15 protein-coding genes and 1 pseudogene are annotated in these 17,669 nt (G+C 60.7%); 11 read left to right on the top strand and 5 right to left on the bottom strand.

From position 1 onward, the window contains the following. Positions 1–38: 38 nt before the first annotated feature. Complete coding sequence (locus MUN84_RS01190) at positions 39–1,148, bottom strand: VWA domain-containing protein (RefSeq protein WP_244696287.1); 1,110 nt, start codon at positions 1,146–1,148, stop codon at positions 39–41. A gap of 243 nt (positions 1,149–1,391) precedes the next feature. Between MUN84_RS01190 and MUN84_RS01185 the strand changes: the two genes are divergently transcribed. After that, on the top strand, positions 1,392–3,959 hold the full coding sequence (locus MUN84_RS01185; RefSeq protein WP_244696286.1) for a zinc-dependent metalloprotease: 2,568 nt from the start codon (positions 1,392–1,394) through the stop codon (positions 3,957–3,959). Positions 3,960–3,990: 31 nt separating this feature from the next. Here the strand turns inward: MUN84_RS01185 and MUN84_RS01180 are convergent, their stop codons facing one another. Next, positions 3,991–4,278: an Imm51 family immunity protein gene (locus MUN84_RS01180; RefSeq protein WP_244696285.1), complete on the bottom strand. Its 288-nt coding sequence runs from the start codon at positions 4,276–4,278 to the stop codon at positions 3,991–3,993. 229 nt (positions 4,279–4,507) lie between these two features. Continuing rightward, on the bottom strand, positions 4,508–5,044 hold the full coding sequence (locus tag MUN84_RS01175; protein ID WP_244696284.1) for a peptide deformylase: 537 nt from the start codon (positions 5,042–5,044) through the stop codon (positions 4,508–4,510). A 306-nt stretch (positions 5,045–5,350) separates the two neighbouring features. On the opposite strand from MUN84_RS01175, the gene MUN84_RS01170 reads away from it, so the two are divergent. After that, positions 5,351–6,496 (top strand): glycoside hydrolase family 43 protein, encoded by a 1,146-nt coding sequence (locus MUN84_RS01170; RefSeq protein ID WP_244696283.1) that lies wholly within the window; start codon positions 5,351–5,353, stop codon positions 6,494–6,496. A gap of 306 nt (positions 6,497–6,802) precedes the next feature. On the opposite strand, the gene MUN84_RS22690 is transcribed toward MUN84_RS01170, so the two are convergent. Together MUN84_RS22690 and MUN84_RS01165 are read right to left on the bottom strand one after the other, a co-directional pair. Beyond that, the gene (locus MUN84_RS22690; RefSeq protein WP_410780065.1) at positions 6,803–7,087 is read right to left on the bottom strand and encodes a substrate-binding domain-containing protein; all 285 of its coding nucleotides are present in this window, start codon (positions 7,085–7,087) and stop codon (positions 6,803–6,805) included. Then, the gene (locus tag MUN84_RS01165) at positions 7,078–7,815 is read right to left on the bottom strand and encodes a LacI family DNA-binding transcriptional regulator (RefSeq protein ID WP_262920610.1); all 738 of its coding nucleotides are present in this window, start codon (positions 7,813–7,815) and stop codon (positions 7,078–7,080) included. The genes MUN84_RS22690 and MUN84_RS01165 overlap by 10 nt, the downstream gene beginning before the upstream one ends. A 516-nt stretch (positions 7,816–8,331) precedes the next feature. Between MUN84_RS01165 and uxuA the strand changes: the two genes are divergently transcribed. From uxuA to MUN84_RS01115, 9 genes and pseudogenes are all read left to right on the top strand, one after another. Then, positions 8,332–9,585 carry a mannonate dehydratase gene (gene uxuA / locus MUN84_RS01160; protein WP_244696282.1) on the top strand — a complete coding sequence of 418 codons (1,254 nt, stop codon included), beginning with the start codon at positions 8,332–8,334 and terminating at the stop codon, positions 9,583–9,585. A gap of 44 nt (positions 9,586–9,629) precedes the next feature. Beyond that, a complete protein-coding gene (locus MUN84_RS23395) occupies positions 9,630–9,872 on the top strand; it encodes a hypothetical protein (RefSeq protein WP_244696281.1) in 243 nt (80 codons plus the stop codon). Then, a pseudogene (locus MUN84_RS24330) lies at positions 9,779–10,930 on the top strand (alpha-glucuronidase family glycosyl hydrolase); the annotation flags it as partial. The gene MUN84_RS23395 and the pseudogene MUN84_RS24330, both read left to right, overlap by 94 nt. Beyond that, positions 10,904–11,731 (top strand): hypothetical protein, encoded by an 828-nt coding sequence (locus tag MUN84_RS23375; RefSeq protein WP_244696280.1) that lies wholly within the window; start codon positions 10,904–10,906, stop codon positions 11,729–11,731. The pseudogene MUN84_RS24330 and the gene MUN84_RS23375, both read left to right, overlap by 27 nt. A gap of 39 nt (positions 11,732–11,770) precedes the next feature. Further along, positions 11,771–12,583 carry an SDR family NAD(P)-dependent oxidoreductase gene (locus tag MUN84_RS01135; protein ID WP_244696279.1) on the top strand — a complete coding sequence of 271 codons (813 nt, stop codon included), beginning with the start codon at positions 11,771–11,773 and terminating at the stop codon, positions 12,581–12,583. A 57-nt stretch (positions 12,584–12,640) separates the two neighbouring features. After that, positions 12,641–13,363, top strand: coding sequence for a carboxypeptidase-like regulatory domain-containing protein (locus MUN84_RS01130; RefSeq protein ID WP_244696278.1), 723 nt, complete (start codon positions 12,641–12,643; stop codon positions 13,361–13,363). Continuing rightward, positions 13,357–15,135 carry a SusC/RagA family TonB-linked outer membrane protein gene (locus MUN84_RS01125; RefSeq protein WP_317239183.1) on the top strand — a complete coding sequence of 593 codons (1,779 nt, stop codon included), beginning with the start codon at positions 13,357–13,359 and terminating at the stop codon, positions 15,133–15,135. The genes MUN84_RS01130 and MUN84_RS01125 overlap by 7 nt, the downstream gene beginning before the upstream one ends. Positions 15,136–15,170: 35 nt before the next feature. Continuing rightward, a complete protein-coding gene (locus MUN84_RS01120; RefSeq protein WP_244696277.1) occupies positions 15,171–15,767 on the top strand; it encodes a hypothetical protein in 597 nt (198 codons plus the stop codon). 39 nt (positions 15,768–15,806) lie between these two features. After that, positions 15,807–17,450 carry a RagB/SusD family nutrient uptake outer membrane protein gene (locus tag MUN84_RS01115; protein ID WP_244696276.1) on the top strand — a complete coding sequence of 548 codons (1,644 nt, stop codon included), beginning with the start codon at positions 15,807–15,809 and terminating at the stop codon, positions 17,448–17,450. Positions 17,451–17,669 lie beyond the last annotated feature (219 nt).

The following is a 17,669-nucleotide window of genomic DNA, read 5'->3' as shown; positions in this document are numbered from 1 at the left end:
TCACCGACCTACCCCTTCCCTGAGCCTTGCCTTGGACGCTATACCTTCAGCTCCTGCCCCTGAATGGCGGCGGCCATCAGTTGCGGGAACTGGCCGGGTGTGCAGGCAAAGCTCGGAATGCCCAGAGTGGCTAGCTGCTCGGCCACGCGGCGGTCGAAGGAGGGGGCGCCGTCGTCGGCGAGGGCCAGCAGGGCCACCATCGTCACGCCGGCAGCTTTGAGGGCGGCGGCGCGCTTGAGCATTTCCCGCTCGTTGCCGCCCTCGTACAAGTCGCTGATGAGCACCAGAATAGTATCGGTGGGGCGGGTGATGAGCTGCTGGCAGTAGGTGAGGGCCAGGTTGATGTCGGTGCCGCCGCCAAGCTGCACCCCAAATAGCAAATCCACCGGGTCCTGCAGGTTTTCGCTCAGGTTGACTACGGCCGTATCGAAGACCACCATGTGGGTTTTCACCGCCTTCAACGAGGCCAGCACCGCTCCAAACACGCCCGCGTACACCACTGAGGAGGCCATGGATCCGCTCTGGTCCACGCACAGCACAATTTCCTTGAGTGCCTGCCCGCGCCGCCCGTAGCCGATGAGCTTTTCGGGCACTACCGTTTTGTACTGGGGCTGGTAGTGCTTGAGGTTGGCCCGGATGGTAGCGGCCCAGTTGATTTCGTGGTAGCGGGGGCGCGGGTTGCGCACGGCCCGGCTCAGGGCCCCTTGCACGGCCTGGCGCAGCGGGTTGGCTAGCTTCTGCTCCAGCTCGCGCACTACCTTGCTTACTACCTCCCGAGCCGTGTGCTTCACTTTCTGGGGCATCACTCGGCTTAACGACAGCAGGGTACCCACCAGGTGCACATCGGCTTGCACGGTGCGCAGCACTTCGGGCTCCAGCAGCAGTTGGTGCAGGCCCAGGCGGTCCATGGCGTCCTGCTGCATTACGGCCACCACCGACGACGGGAAGTAGGTGCGGATGTCGCCCAGCCAGCGGCTAACCTTGGGGGCCGAGCCGCCCAGACCGGCTTTCCGTTCGCCATCTTGGTCGTAGAGTTGGGTAAGCACCTCATCCATGCGCCCATAGTCGGGGGAGAAGGGAATTTCATTGGCGACATCGGCCGGGGAGCCCAGCACCAGTTTCCAGCGGGCAGCAGAAGTTGAGGACACGATGGTAGAGTAAGAACGGAACGGTTTCCAAGTAACAAGATAATCTGCAATTGGCGGCGGTGAGGGTGAGCCCCGATTGGTGGAAAACTACCCGTGGCGTGAGTACTAGTTCCCTTCCTTGGAAAAGAAGGAAACTAGTACTCACACTAATCTGCATTGAAGAAGCGCTAAACTTGTGCCGTAGCTGCTGGCAACCTCGGCATCCCTTTCTACCTTCCGCCACCTTCACTACCTCTCCGCCGCATGAAAAAACTGTACTCGCTCCTGGTTGGCTCCCTGCTCGTTAGCTCCCAGCTGGTTTCGGCCCAAAGCCTGGCCGAGAAAACCAAGGGCATGCAAAAGTCCTCGGGCTTTTTCCCGTTTTACTGGGACGAGAAAACGGGCCGGGTGCTGCTGGAAATCGACAAGCTCGACCAGGAAATCCTCTACGTCAGCACCCTACCCAACGGAGTGGGCTCCAACGATTTGGGCCTGGACCGCGGCCAGATCGGGCAGACGCGCATTGTGAAGTTCGTAAAGAGCGGCCCGAAGATTCTGCTCTTGCAACCGAATTACGATTTCCGGGCCGTGAGCCCGAACGCCGAGGAGCGGCAGTCGGTGGAGAACTCCTTTGCCCAGTCGGTGCTGTGGGGTTTCAAAGCCGAAGCCCAGGAGGGAGGCCGGGTACTGATTGACCTGACGCCCTTTCTGCTGCGCGACTCCCACCAGCTCGGCGACAAGCTGGAGGACTTGAAACAAGGCACCTACAAGGCCGAGGAAAGCCGCTCGGCGGTATTTCTGCCCAACACCAAGTCGTTTCCGCAGAACACCGAGTTTGAAGCCGTGGTGACGCTTACGGGCAAGGGCAAAGGCCGCGAAATCAACTCCGTCACGCCCGACCCCAGCGCCGTGACGGTGCACCTGCACCACTCCTTTATTCAGCTGCCGGATGCGGGCTACAAGCCCCGCGCCTTCGACCCGCGGGCCGGCTACTTCGCCAACGAGTACATGGACTACGCCGCGCCCATTGATCAGCCCATTCAGAAGCGGCAGATTGTGCGCCACCGTCTCCAGAAGAAAGACCCCGCCGCGGCCGTGAGTGAGCCGGTGGAGCCCATTGTGTATTACCTCGACCGGGGCACGCCCGAGCCCGTGCGCTCAGCCCTGCTGGAAGGGGCCGCCTGGTGGAACCAGGCCTTTGAGGCGGCCGGCTACCGCAATGCCTTCCAGGTGAAGATGCTGCCCGAGGGCGTGGACCCCATGGACATCCGCTACAACCTGATTCAGTGGATTCACCGCTCCTCCCGCGGCTGGTCGTACGGCTCCTCCATCGTGGACCCGCGCACCGGCGAAATCCTCAAGGGGCAGGTGTCCTTGGGATCCTTGCGCGAGCGGCAGGACTACCTGATTGCCGAAGGCTTGCTGCAGCCCTACAAGGACGGCAAACCCACCAGCCCCGACATGCTGCGTATGAGCATGGCCCGCCTGCGCCAGCTGGCCGCCCACGAGGTAGGCCACACCTTGGGCCTCTACCACAACTACGCCGCCAGCACCCGCGACCGGTCGTCGGTGATGGACTACCCCGTGCCCCGCCTCAAACTCCGGCCCGATGGCACCGTGGACCTAAGCGAGGCCTACACCACCGAAATCGGCTCCTGGGACAAGCGCGCCATCCTCTACGGCTACCAGGATTTTGGCCCGCAGACTGATGAGGCCGCCGCGCTCAAGAACATCATCACCCAGACGCTCCGGGACGGTTACGTGTTCATGGCCGATGCCGACGCCCGGGCCCAGGGCGGGGCGCACCCGCTGGCCCACCTCTGGGACAACGGCACCAGCGCCGCCGACGAGTTGCACCACGTCATGGATGTGCGCCGGGCCGTGCTGGACCGCTTTTCCGAAAAAGCCATTGCTCCCGGCCAGCCCATGGCTACCCTGGAAGAAGTGCTGGTGCCCATGTACCTGCTGCAGCGCTACCAGGTAGAAGCCACCTCCAAGGTGCTGGGCGGCCTTTACTACACCTACGCCGTGAAAGGAGACGGCCAGACCGTGACGCGCCTGATAGAACCCGCCGAGCAGTGGAAAGCCTTCGATGCGTTGCTACGCACCATTTCGCCCCGCGAGCTGGCTCTCTCGGAGGAGCTGCTGGCTAAAATTCCGCCCCGCCCGGTCAACTACCCGCGCACCCGCGAAACCTTTAGCACCCGCACCGGCCTCACTTTCGACCCTACCGGCGCGGCCGAATCAGCGGCGGCTACTACCCTGGAGTTTCTGCTGAACCCCCAGCGCGCTGCCCGCCTCGAAGAGTACCACGCCCGCCACCAGGAGCAGCCCGGCCTGGCCGCCGTGCTCGACAGACTAGTAAAACAAACCTGGCAGGCCAAGCCCGAAGCCGGCTACCCCGGCGAGCTGCAGCGCCTAGTAAACACGCTCACCCTGCACCGCCTGCTGACTCTAGCCGCTACCTCGCAGGCACCCGCCGGCGTAAAGGCCCTGACCACTATGAAAGTGGACGAGCTGAAAACCTGGCTGCAAAAAGAGGTGAAATCGAACAAAGATGAGAACCGCAAAGCCACCATGTTTGCCGCCCTGCGCACCATCCAGCAGTTCGAAGAAACCCCGAGAAATTCCAGCCCGCCCCCGCCTTACCCATGCCCGATGGGGCGCCCATTGGCAGCGAGGATGGCTGCGCTGGATTCTAAAGTGGCAGGTAGCCTACGGATTTGCTCGATTCAATGTCCAGCAAGTTCATCTGCCTTCTGTATAGTAAACCTCCCGCGCGCGGGAGGTTCAACTGCTGGAAATAAAGACCTTCCTAAATACCATGTTTAACAAGAAACTGCCTTCTGCTACCTTAAATAACCTACTCAAAAAAGTCGCCGGGGTCGGCTTGGCTGAGGTACTTATTCAGGCTGCCGAGGTCGGCGAAGATGGGGTGAACGAGGCGTAGAAACTGCTGCGTAGCGGCCCGGCTGTCGGCGTAGGCCCGGAAGACTTCTCCTTCGCCCGCTACCTCAATGTGCTCTAGCAGCTCCGGTTCGTGCTCTTCCACGATGGTTTCGATGTGCTCGGCCCAGGATGCGCCGCTGCCGCTGAAGCCGTGCTTCTCGAATACGGCGTAGTAATCATCCATTTCCGACAAGTCGACCACAATCCGGTACTGGCGTTCCGGGTAGCATTTTCTTGCAGGTCGTAGACGAGGAAGGGGTAGTAGGGGCTGACCATGAGGCGCAAGGTAGGGGTAGTGGCTCGAAGCAGCGGCGCTGGCCTAAAGAAACCGGCTGTCATTCCGACGCAGGAGGAATCTGGGTGAAATCGTTGAAAGGCTTGCCCCAGATTCCTCGCTCCGCTCGGAATGACAGCCGGTTTGTACGCTTTGGCTACCGCCCGTAGGGGCTGTTGGCTTTAAACTGCCGCTCAAACTCCTCGCGGGAGCAGAGGGACTTCACGTCCACCATGCGGTCCAGGGAGAGGATGCCATCGAGGTGGTCGATTTCGTGCTGGAGTAGCTCGGCTAGGTCGTCTTCGCGGCCGGCGTGGGCTTCGTGCCACTGGCCCTGCTGGTCCTGGTAGCGCACCCGAATCCACTCGTAGCGCTCTACCTGCATGAATATGGAGAGGAAGGAGAGGCAGGCATCCCAAACAACCAGTTTCTCAGGGCTGTGGGCGATGATGCTGGGATTGATGAGCGGCCACACCGGCCGGCCCGGCAGGCGCAGCAGAATCACGCGCTGCAACTCCCCAATCTGAGGTGCGGCAATGGCCCGGCCGTAGCCGGTGGTGTCGCGCCAGTGGGCCACGGTGTCGGTCAGGTCCGTGACTAGGTTGGCTATTGCGGGAGCGCTAGGGTCGGCTACGGGCTCGGCCACGGCCCGGAGTAGTGGGTGGCCAAGTTGCAGGATGTCGCGGACGGGCATAAGAGGTAGGAGCGTTTAGAAACAGGAAGATAGCACGTTTCATTAGGGGCGGTAGCGGCCCTTGCTACCACAATCGATTACAGAGTTTATTTTCAGCAATAGTGGCGGCAAAGCGCGTCAGTCAAACTAGCAGGAATCTATATTTGGGGCGAACAGTGCAGTTGCCCCATCCAGTGGCCTGCCCCTCGTTCCTGGGTTTGCCGGCTCCGATGCTGCCGGCTGCCGCCCGCTCCTCCCGACTTGCTGTTTTCCTGCGGGCGCCTGCGCGACCCGTAGCTGGTTTGTCCACCTCCTAATTTCCCGCCCGTGCTGTTTAAGCGCCATCCCCACCTGCTCGCTGCCACCACCGTATCGGCCCTGACGCTGCTGCCCGCAGCCCTGCTGAGTTCCTGCCAGCAAAAGCAACCCGCCGCCGAAACCACCGCCACGCCGGCCGATGCGCCAGCCCCGGCAACAACGGATTCAGCTGCTTCCGGCAGTCGGAAATACCTGGCCCGGCCGCTGGTTAAGGATATCTACACCGCCGACCCGTCGGCCCACGTTTTCAACGGCAGAATCTACATTTACCCTTCCCACGACATTGAAACGGGGATGCCCGAAAACGACAATGGCGACCATTTTGCCATGCGCGACTACCACATCCTGTCGATGGATAGTATTGGCGGCAAGGTGACGGACCACGGCGTGGCGCTGGATACCAAGGACATTCCCTGGGCGGGCCGCCAGCTCTGGGCCCCGGACGCGGCCTACAAGAACGGAACCTACTACCTCTATTTTCCGGTGAAGGATAAGCAGGATGTGTTCCGGATTGGGGTGGCTAGCAGCACGTCGCCTACCGGTCCGTTCAAGGCCCAGCCCCAGCCCATTCCGGGCAGCCTGAGCATCGACCCAGCCGTGTTTACCGACACCGACGGCAAGACCTATATGTACATGGGTGGCATCTGGGGCGGGCAGCTCCAGCGCTGGCGCACCGGCAAATACGACGCCAGCAAGCCCAAGGAGCAGGAACCCGGCCCCCAAGAAAAGGCCCTCGGACCCAAAATGGCGCGCTTAACCGACGACATGCTCACCTTCGCGGAGCCCGTAAAAGAAGTCCAGATTCTGGGCCAGGATGGCAAGCCCTTCCTGTCGGGCGACAACAAGCACCGCTTTTTTGAGGGCGGCTGGCTGCACAAGTACAACGGCAAGTACTACTTCTCGTATTCCACCGGCGACACCCACCTGCTGGTGTACGCCACCGGCAACTCGCCCTACGGCCCCTTCACCTACCAGGGCGTCCTGATGAACCCCGTGGAAGGCTGGACTACCCACCACTCCATCGTGGAAGTAAACGGTAAGTGGTACATCTTCTACCACGACACGGAGCTGTCGGGCAAAACGTGGCTGCGCAACGTGAAAGTCACCGAGCTAAAACGCCGCCCCGATGGCAGCATTGAAACCATCAATCCGTAAGGTTCTAAGTGGTTGCTTGTTAGCAACTGCTCACATCTAACTCGCAGAACGTCATGTCGAGCTGGTCGAGGCATTTCGTGTGCTGACGCCTGATTAGTTTGGCAACATCAGCACGCGAGATGCTTCGCTACGCTCTGCATGACCGTCTTTGAGTGTTCGAAGACCCTGACTGCTAACACATTCTAGCTATTGGCTGTTACAGCATGTTCATCACAAAAGGCACCGGCAGAACCCCTCTACATGAGGGCTCAGCCGGTGCCTTTTTGTTAACAGTTAACAGCTAATTGCCAGCCGCTAACAGCCAGCTCAAATATCGAGCTTGAAAAACTCCGGCTTGCGTTTTTCGCCCTTGGCTTTCAGCGAAGATTGGCGAATTACTAGGTCGCCGGTGATGACGAAGGTGCGGGGCTGGAAGGCTTCTTTCTCCTGCACTTGCTCCAGAAACAGCCGGGCCGCCTGCTGCCCAATGCGGTAGGGGTGCAGGTTCACCGTGGTGAGGCCCGGCTCTATCATGGAGGCCATAAACTCGTCGCCGAAACCCACCACGGCAATGTCCTCGGGCACCCGGATGCCGCGGGCTTTCAGGGCCACCAGCAGGTCGAAGGCGTTGGTGTAGTTAATGGCAAAAATGGCGTCCGGGGCTGGGGGAGGGCCAGCCAGGCGTCCAGGGCGGCCACCGCCGACTCGGGCCGGAAGTGGATGTGGGTGCGCAACTCGTCGTGGGCCGGCAGGCCGTGCTTGAGCAGGGCGCTGAGGTAGCCCGCCAGTCGGTTGCGGCTGATGAGCAGGCCCTCCGGCCCGGCCAGAATGGCAATGCGGCGCGCGCCCTGCTCAATCAGGTGCTCCGTCACGTGAAAGGCCCCGTTCCAATCGTCCAGAATTACCTTGGCCGTATCCACTTCGTTGCACACCCTATCGAAGTGCACGATGGGAATGCCCCGGGTAGCGGACTGCTTCACGTGGTCGAAGTTTTCGGTTTCCCGGGAGTGACAGATCAGCAGGCCGTCTACGCGGCTGGCAATCAGAGCCTGTACGTTGCTGACCTCCATTTCGTAGGATTCCTTAGACTGGCAGATCATCACCCGGTAGCCCGCCTCGGCCACTACCTGCTGAATGCCGCTGACGGCGGTAGCGAAAAATGGCCGCTCAATATCCGGAATAACAACCCCTATAGTCTTGGTTTCGCTGCTCTTTAGACTCTGGGCCAGCAAGTTAGGCTGGTAGTCGAGTTGGCGCGCTACCTCCATAATGGCCCGCCGCGTGTTGATGTTAATGTCGGAGTGGCCATTCAGGGCCCTTGATACCGTGGAGGGTGCCACCCCAACTCCCGGGCCACGTCGCTGATGGTGGTTTGCCGCCGTTTTTTCTCCGGCACAACGGCCCCTTGTCATCCGTGAAGTGGTAGTTGCAGGCCTTGCAGTGGTAGCGCTGCCGCCCCGAATAAAGCCCGCCCGCATCACGGCGTCGGCCAGGTGGCACTTCGTGCATTTGATCATGGCAGTGAATTGAATTATTCCAAAGATGAGCAGGTGCATTGAGAAACCCAACTCAGCACCTGATTTTTGGTCAACGAGATTAAGCTACGTATTTTTTTTACTCTTCCGGGAAATAATTTCACCTACCGAAAACGTTTTCGAAAACGTTTTCGGTATTTTTTGTTGAAATACAGGCGTTTAAGCGGGTTTTTAGATTGCTGCCTATCCCGGTTGGTGCTTTATATTCGGTAGTAAGTACTCCCTAACCCTTCCTTTCAACAATAGCCTCACTACTGGCTTAAAAGGAGGGAGGATGGTAGAAAAATTGAATTTTACTAATCTGTAACGCCGCGTTTTTCCATGCTGCACACCATGCGCTGGTTCGGGCCCCAGGACCCGGTTTCTCTTTTCGCACTCCGGCAGGCAGGCTGCACGGGCGTCGTTACGGCCCTGCATCAGTTACCCGTGGGAGCCGTATGGAGCCGCGAGGACATCCGGGCGCGCCAGCAGCTTATCGAGCAGGACAACGACCAATATTCGCCCCTGCACTGGGCCGTGGTGGAAAGCCTGCCCGTGCACGAGGATATTAAGAAAGGCCGCCCGGCCCGCGCCGAGTACATCCGCAACTACCAGCAGAGCCTGCGCAACCTAGCCGCCTGCGGTATCAGCACGGTGTGCTACAACTTTATGCCGGTGCTGGACTGGTCGCGCACCAACCTGAACTACGAAATGCCCGACGGCTCCCGGGCCCTGCGCTTCGTGTGGGAAGATTTCGCTCTGTTCGACCTCTGCATCCTGCGCCGCCCCGGCGCCGAAAACGATTACGAAACCGACGTAGCGGCCGCCGCTCGCGCCAAGTTTGCTACCCTGACGCCGGAGGAAATTGCTACCCTCACCAACGTGGTGCTACTGGGGCTGCCCGGCTCCGAGGAGGCATTTGAGTTGGAAGGCTTTCAGGAGCTGCTCAACGAGTACGCCGCCATCGATGCCGACGCCCTGCGCGAAAACCTGTACCACTTCCTGCGGGAAGTAGGGCCGGTGGCCGAGGAAGTGGGCATTGGCCTCTGCATTCACCCCGACGACCCGCCGTTTCCGCTGCTGGGCCTGCCCCGGGTAGTCAGCACCGAAGCCGACCTGGTGGGGTTGCTGCAGGCCTACGACTCGCCGGCCAATGGCCTGACCTTCTGTACTGGTTCCCTGAGCGTGCGGCCCGATAATGATCTGCCCGGCATCGTGCGGCGCCTCGGGAACCGCATTCATTTTGTGCACCTGCGCGCTACCAAGCGGGAGGAAAATCCGCGCAACTTTCACGAGGCCGACCACCTCACCGGCGACGTGGACATGTACGCCGTGGTGCAGGAGCTGGTGCGCGAGGAGCTACGTCGGGCCCGCACCGGGGAGGGCAACCCCAGCCTGCCCATGCGCCCCGACCACGGCCACCAAATGCTCGACGACCTGGAAAAGCGCACCTACCCCGGCTACTCCGCCATCGGCCGCCTGCGCGGGCTGGCCGAGCTGCGGGGCTTGGAGCTGGGCATCCGCCGCAACTTGCAGGCCACCGAGGAGGCTACCTCCCCGCTTGCCGCCGAAGCCCCCGCTACCCGCTTCGTGTAACCACGCCCCGCCTCACCCGACCTTCTTTCTACCCCTTCCCACCTATGCTACCCCGCTTGTTACTGCTTGCCTTCCTCTGCCTCGGTGCCAGCCTCGGCTGCCGCGCCGATGACGGCTACCGTCTGTGGCTGAAGTACGATGAGCTGCCCGAGGCCAGCCTGCGCAAGGCCTGGCAGGACCGGGCCCGGGGATTGTGGTGGAAGGCAACGCAACTCCTACCCTGCAAACCGCCGCCCACGAGCTGCAACTCGGGCTGCAAGGCTTGCTGGGGCGCCCGGTGCCGGTAGGGGCGGCGCCGGGCGGCAAGGGCCGCATTCGGCTGCGCGTGGCCCCGGACCCCACGCTGGGCCGGGAGGGCTACCGCATCAGCAGCCAGAAAAACGGTCTGGAAATTACCGGTCCCACCGACGCGGCCGTGCTCTACGGCTGCTTTGCCCTGCTGCGCCAGGTGCAAACCGGTCAGCGCCCCGAGCAGCTCAGCCTCAGCAGCCAGCCCCGCATCGAGTACCGCCTGCTCAACCACTGGGACAACCCCAACGGCACCGTGGAGCGCGGCTACGCCGGTTCCTCCATCTGGAAGTGGCTGGAACTGCCCGACCGCCTCGACCCGCGCTACCAGGACTACGCCCGCGCCAATGCTTCCATCGGTATTAATGGGGTAGTGCTCAACAACGTCAACGCCAGCGCCCGCTACCTCACGGCGGAGTATCTGCAAAAAGTAGCCGCCCTGGCCGGCGTAATGCGGCCCTATGGCATCCGGGTGTACCTCTCGGTATTTTGGGCCGCGCCCAAAGTCATCGGCGGCCTGCCTACTTCCGACCCCTGGACCCCAAGGTGGCGCAGTGGTGGAAGGCCAAAACCGACGAAATCTACAAGGTCATTCCCGACTTTGGGGGCTTTCTGGTGAAGGCCAACTCCGAAGGTGAGCCCGGCCCCAGGACTACGGCCGCAACCACGCCGACGGCGCCAACATGCTGGCTACGGCCCTGGGCACCCACGATGGGGTAGTAATGTGGCGGGCCTTCGTGTACAAGGCCAACTCCAAGGGCGACCGGTTCAAGGAGGCCTTCGAAGAATTCCAGCCCCTCGACGGTAAGTTTTCGCCCAAGGTGCTAGTGCAGGTGAAAAACGGCCCGATTGACTTCCAGGCCCGGGAGCCGTTTCACCCGCTGTTCGGGGCCATGCCGCGCACCCCGCTGGTGCTGGAAGTGCAACTAACGCAAGAATACCTGGGTTTCGCTACCCACCTCGTATACCTGGGCCCCTTATCAAGGAGTGCCTCGACGCCGATACCCATTCACAAGGCCCCGGCTCGACGGTGGCCAAGGTGGTGGATGGTACCCTGGAAAAGCACTCTATTAGTGGCATTGCGGGGGTAGCCAACATCGGCTCGGACCGGAACTGGACCGGCCACCCGGTGGGCCAGGCCAACTGGTACGCCTACGGCCGCCTGGCCTGGGACCACACGCTCAGCTCCGCGGCCATTGCCGAGGAATGGACCAAAATGACCTTGACGCGGGAGCCCCAGGCTTTGGCCAGCATTCTGCCGGTACTCAATCAGTCGCGCGACGTGTACGTGCGCTACACCACGCCGCTGGGCCTGCACCACATCATGGGCCAGAGCATTCACTACGGCCCCGAGCCCTGGCTGGAAAAAAGCGCCCGCCCCGACTGGACCTCCGTGTACTACCACAAGGCCGACGCCGAAGGCCTGGGCTTCGACCGCACTGCCCGCGGCTCTAACGCCCTGAGCCTGTACGCCCCCGGCGCCCGCCAGGTGTGGAGCAACCCCGCCACCTGCCCGCCCGACTACCTGCTCTGGTTCCACCACGTGGGCTGGGGGCAGCAGCTGAGCACCGGCCGCACCCTCTGGGACGAGCTGACGACCCGCTACTACACCGGCGCCGACTCGGTGCTCTGGATGCAGCGGCAGTGGGAGCAGGCCCGCCCCGCCCTGGACGCTGAGTTGCACGCCGATGTGGCCGCTCGCCTGCGCATTCAGCACCGCGAGGCCCTGTGGTGGCGCGACGCCTGCGTGCTCTACTTCCAGACCTACGCCAAGCGGCCCATTCCGCCCACGCTTACGCCACCCACCCGGCCCCTGGCCGAGGTCAAGGAACTGGTCGACCTCTATCAACTGCGCTAATGCGCTACCTCTTCTTCGCACCGCCTCATCTTCTCTGGCATGGCACACATTGAGTCCTTCGTTTCCCCGCACCCCCAGCCTAATGGGCAGCACCAGTCGAACCCGTTTTCCCTGGAAGGCAAGCTGGCCCTCATAACCGGTGGCGGCACTGGCATTGGGCTGGAAATGGCCCGCTGCATGGCCACGGCCGGCGCCACCGTCATCATCACCGGCCGCCGCGAGGCCGTGCTCCAGGAGGCCGTGGCCGACCTGGGCCCCTCGGTGCACTATCTCACCAACGACGTCTGCGAGCTGGACACCCTGGAAGACTTGGTGGAGCAAATCGAGGCTACCCACGGTCCGCTGGATGTACTCGTGAACAACGCCGGCATCAACATGAAAAAGCCGGCTCTAGACGTCACTGACGAGGAATTCAGCCGCATCATCCACACCAACCTGAACGCCGTGTTTGCCCTGACCCGGGTGTGCGCCCGGCGCATGGTAGAGCGCCAAAGCGGCGTGATTCTGATGATTTCCTCGATGGCCGCCTACTACGGTATTGATCGGGTAGTGGCTTACGCCGCCTCGAAGTCGGCGGTGGAGGGCATGGTTAAGGTGCTGGCCTCGGAGTTTTCCAAGCACAATGTGCGCGTGAATGCCATTGCCCCAGGCTTTATCGAAACCGAAATGAGCCGTACGGCCATGAACTCCGACCCCGACCGCCGCGACCGGGCCATGCGCCGCACGCCCATGGGCAAGTTCGGGCAGCCTTCTGACATCGGCCACGCGGCCGTGTTCCTGGCCTCCGAGGCCGCCCGCTACATCACCGGGGCTTCGCTGCCCGTGGATGGGGGCAATTCCATTGGCTTTTAGCGCCCGCCCTCGGCCGGGTTACCTGCAATATCCCACACTTTAAAGTTCCCACACTCCATGCACTCAACTATACGAAAATCGGCTTTTGGGCTGGGTTGGCCGCTGCTCCTGGCTACTGGTCTGCCCGTGGCGGGCGCGTTGTTGGCCCCCGCACAGGCGCAGGCGCAAGCCGCCCGCACCATCTCGGGTAAGGTAACGGACCAGGCCACCGGCGAAGGCATTCCGGGCGTCACGGTGTTGGTGCGGGGCACCTCCGCCGGCGCTTCAACCGGCACCGATGGGTCCTTTACCCTGCAGGCCCCGGCCGGAGGAACCACGCTAGTTTTCTCGGCCATCGGCTACACCTCCGTCGAGCGGCCCATTGGCAACAATACCACCTTCAACGTGCCTCTGAGCACCGATACCAAAGCCCTGAGCGAGGTAGTGGTGGTGGGCTACGGCGTGCAGAAGAAAAGCCAGGTAACGGGCGCCATTTCTTCCGTGGATGAGCAGTCCCTGCGCGACGTGCCGGTGGCCAACATCGGCCAGGCCCTGCAAGGTCGGGCGGCGGGCGTGAACATCTCCAGCACCAGCACCGCTCCGGGGCAGGCGCCGGTTATCCGTATCCGCGGCAACCGCTCGTTTGCGGGCAGCAACGACCCGCTGCTGGTGGTAGATGGGGTACCGTTTGATGGTAACCTGAATGACCTGAACCCCGACGATATTACTTCCCTGGAAGTACTAAAAGATGCCTCCTCGACGGCCATCTACGGGCCCGCGGCGCTAACGGCGTCATCCTGATTACTACCAAGCGTGGTAAGGCGGGCGCCCCGCGCGCAACCTACAGCGCCTATTACGGCGTGAAAAAACCGTACGGCCTCTATGATTTGCAGAACGGCCAGGAATACTACAACTACCGGGCAGAAGCATTTCGCGCGGCCGGCCAGGACCCGAACAGCGCCGCGGGTTTCCTAACCGATGACGAGAAGGCCAACTTCGCCGCTGGTAGAAGCTTCGACTACCAGGACCTGCTGTTCCAGAACGGTCGGATTCAAAACCACGCCCTGGGCGTGAGTGGTGGCAGTGAACAAACCCAATACTCAGCCTCGTTGGGCTACTACGATGAAACGGGCATTGTACCCGTGCAAGGCATCAAGCGCTACTCCTTGCGGGGCACCCTGGATCAGCAGATTGGCAAGCGGATAAAAGTCGGGTTGAACACGCTCAACTCCTTTACCAGCCAGAATGATCCGGGCCTGAATATCTCGTACAACATTCTCACGAGCAGCCCGCTGGCCTCGCCCTATGATGCCAACGGCCTTCCCATCCTCTTTCCGAACGCCGACAACGCCCAGGCAAACCCGCTCAGTTATTACACGCAGGACGCGCACTTTGAGCAGCGCCGGCGTCTGCGCACGTTCAACAGCCTCTACGGGCAGGTAAACATTCTGAAAGGTCTGGACTACCGGCTGAACCTCGGCCTCGACGGTCGTACGGAAAACAACGAATCGTTTTTTGCGTCGAACACGCCAGCGCGTGCGGGGGGCCAGAATGCGGCCACGCGCAACAACAGCATCGCCTTCAACCTGCTGGTTGAAAACCTGCTGACCTACAACCGCACGTTTGCGGAGAAGCACGACGTGAACTTCACCGGATTGTATAGCTGGCAGCAGTTCCGTACGGATGGGTTTGAAACCGGCGCCCAGAACCTGCCTACCAACTACCAGCAAGCCTTTAACTTAGGTGCCGGTACGCCTTCGTTTTCGCGTAGCAACCAGAGCCAGTGGGATATTATTTCCTACATGGGCCGCCTAAACTACGCCTTCGACAACCGCTACTCCGCCACCCTAACCATGCGGGTGGATGGCTCGTCGCGCCTGGCTCCCGGCAACAAGTACAAGCCTTTTCCCTCGGCTGCCGTGGCCTGGAACATTGCCAATGAGTCGTTTCTGCAGGACAATGCGTGGGTAAACAACCTAAAGCTGCGCGCCAGCTACGGCCGTACCGGTAGCACGGCTGTAAACCCCTACCAGACCCTGGGTTCTCTGCAGTCTAGCTTAGGCAATGGCTATTATAACTTCGGGGGAACCGGGGTAGCTGGTGCTATTCCGGCCACTATTCCGAACCCCAACTTGGGCTGGGAGTACACGGCTACCACCAACTTCGGCCTTGATTTTGGCTTGTTTAACAACCGCCTTACCGGTGCCGTAGAAGTGTATCAGCAGCGCACCAGCGACTTGCTCTTGCCCGATGCCCTGCCCACTACGAGTGGCTACGGCTCCTTTACGCGCAACATCGGCCAAACCCAAAACCGTGGCTTGGAGATTAGCTTAACTACGGTTAACCTACGTTCTGCGAGTGGCTTTGAGTGGAGCACTGACTGGAACTTCACCATCAACCGGGAGAAAGTGCTTGATCTGGGCTTGGGTGATGACGAAAACGGCAACCCCGGAGCGACATCAGCAACCAGCGCTTCATTGGCCAGCCCCTCTTCGTTTTCTACGACTATAAGTACGCCGGCATCTATCAGCAGAACGAAGCAGCGGCGGCGGCCAAAGCGGGTACTCGGGTAGGCCAAGTCAAAATAGAAGACCTGAACGGTAACGGCGTGGTCGATGGGGCTGATCGGCAAATCATCGGTACGCGCCAGCCAAAATTTGAGGCCGGCATGACCCAGCGCTTCCGTTTCAAAGGCTTCGACCTGACGGCGGTGGGCCTTACCCGCGTGGGGGCTACCGTGGTGGATCCGCTGCTGTTTCCCTCCAACTACATCACCACCTTTAGTGGGCGCCGCAATCAGCTCAACTTACCGTACTGGACGCCCGCCACGCCGGAGAACCGCTACCCGCAGCCTAACCAGAACTACTTCAACGATTTCGTGCTTAACTCGCAAACGTTGTCGTACCTGAGTGGCACCTTTATCAAGGTACGTAGCATTGATCTGGGCTACACGTTACCAGCCGGCATCATCCAAAAAGTGAAAATGAGCAACGCGCGCATCTATGTGCAAGTGCAAAACCCACTTATTTGGTCACCGGTGGAGTACTATAAGAAAAACAAGGCTATTGACCCGGACGCCCTGTCCTATTCGACCCGATTCAGCGGCAATACCTCTGTTAACGGCGGGGTTTCTTTTGATGGCTTAGCGGGTACCAACTACCCTACCACCCGTGCCTTCATTGTGGGGCTAAACGTAGGTTTCTAATCGTAAACTTTTCTCGACGCCGCGTGCGTACTCGACTATATGAAAAAGATTCTGCTTACTGGTTCGGCACTGGCGCTCCTGTTAGCCGCCAGCAGCTGCAGCAAAGACACCTTGGACGAAACCCCACGCTCCATTTTGGTGCCGGGCTTCCTCGGTACGCCTGAAGGCATTCAGGCCGGCTTGGCGGGCGTGTACTCCGGCCTGCGGAATGCTACCGCCGACCAAGGTGGCTCCATTTTTATCTCCCAGGGCACCGATGAGTTCATGCGTGGTTTTGCCGCCACGGAAGGATTCGAGGATTACAACGCCGGCCAGCTTAACGGTACCAACGGCAACATAGCCAATACGTGGAGTAGCTACTACCGCTCCATCAATACGGCTAATGGCGTTATCCAATATGCGTCCCAGGCCCAGGGAGTTTCACCGGCTGTTGTTGCGCAGGCGGAAGCCGAAGCCAAAGTGCTCCGCGCCTGGTACTACTTCCGCCTCGTACGCTCCTTCGGTGATGTACCCTTGACGCTCTCTTTCGTGGATCAGCCTACCAAGGACTACACCCGCGCTCCGATAGCCGATGTGTACAGTGCTATTGTGGCGGATCTGAACGACGCATTAACCAAAATTGCGAACACGGCCGCGCAGCCCGGGCGCGTAACGCGGGCTACGGCCCTGCACATGCTGGCGCAGGTGCACCTCACGCGGGCTACTTCCACGGCCAAGCAAGCCGACGATTATGCTAAAGCGGCGCAGTTTGCGGAAGAACTCATCCGGGACGCGGCCACTAAGTATGGAAAAGGATTGGAGGCTGACCCCGCTGATGTATTCAGAGAAGGCAACGAAAACGGCCGGGAGATTCTGCTGAACGTACAGTTCAACTCCGACCCTACTTTTACCGGTATATCTGATAACGGAGCCGGTGGGGCCGGGCAGAACCAAACCAACTACTTGTTTCGCGGCCGCTACGACTTGCTGCCCAACGTGGAGCGGAGTATTATCTACGGTCGCCCCTTCGGGCGTCTTACCTCCACCCCGTACTTGCTAGAGTCGTATATTCTGCCTTCGGAAACTACCCCCCGGCAGTGGCGCACGACCGACACCCGCTACAGTAAGTGGTTCACTACCTTGTGGTTGGTTAATAATACGACTTTCATAAACGGTGGCCGGAACTTCAATCCGAACAGAGTAGTAGGGGATACCGCTGCCTGGTATGCGGGCCGTGAGCTGACGGCCGCCGAGCGTGCGCGCATCGCGGCCCGTCCCAATGGCCCATACGTAGTAGGTACTCCTAGCACCTATACCACCAACTTCTCGCCGTACATCAACAAGTTTGATGACGCCACCCGCCCGGCTACCAACACAAGCTCCGACCGGCCACTGATTCTGATGCGTCTGTCGGAAACCTACCTGATTGCCGCCGAGGCTAACATGTACCTGGGTGATCTGACCAAAGCCCGCGACTTTATCAACGTGGTGCGCCGCCGGGCTGCCGCTCCGGGTAGAGCTGCTCAGATGGAAATCACTGCAAGCCAGCTCAACATTGATTTCATCCTGGATGAGCGCAGCCGGGAGTTGGCCGGTGAGCAGCTGCGGTGGTACGACCTGGTGCGCACGGGCAAGCTAGTGGAGCGCGTGAAGAAATACGTGCCTGCTTTGATCAACTCCAAGCCTTCCCCATCCCCGGGGTAACGGATAACTACGGCTCTAACGCTGCCGCTAACATCCAGCCCTACCACGTATTGCGCCCCATTCCGCGGCAGGAAATTGACCGCACGGGGGTAAAATCACGCAGAACCCTGGCTATCCACAATAGTCTGGTTAGTAGCTAGTACGCTAACGTAATGTATTGCCGGCAGTAGTACCGAATCCGAACTCATGCGGCTCAGGGGTACTGTCGGCAATATGTTT

It is taken from the genome of Hymenobacter sp. 5516J-16, assembly GCF_022919335.1.
GTDB lineage: Bacteria > Bacteroidota > Bacteroidia > Cytophagales > Hymenobacteraceae > Hymenobacter > Hymenobacter sublimis.
The sequence above is the reverse complement of the archived record's forward strand: the minus strand, read 5'-3'. Positions and strand labels throughout refer to the sequence as shown.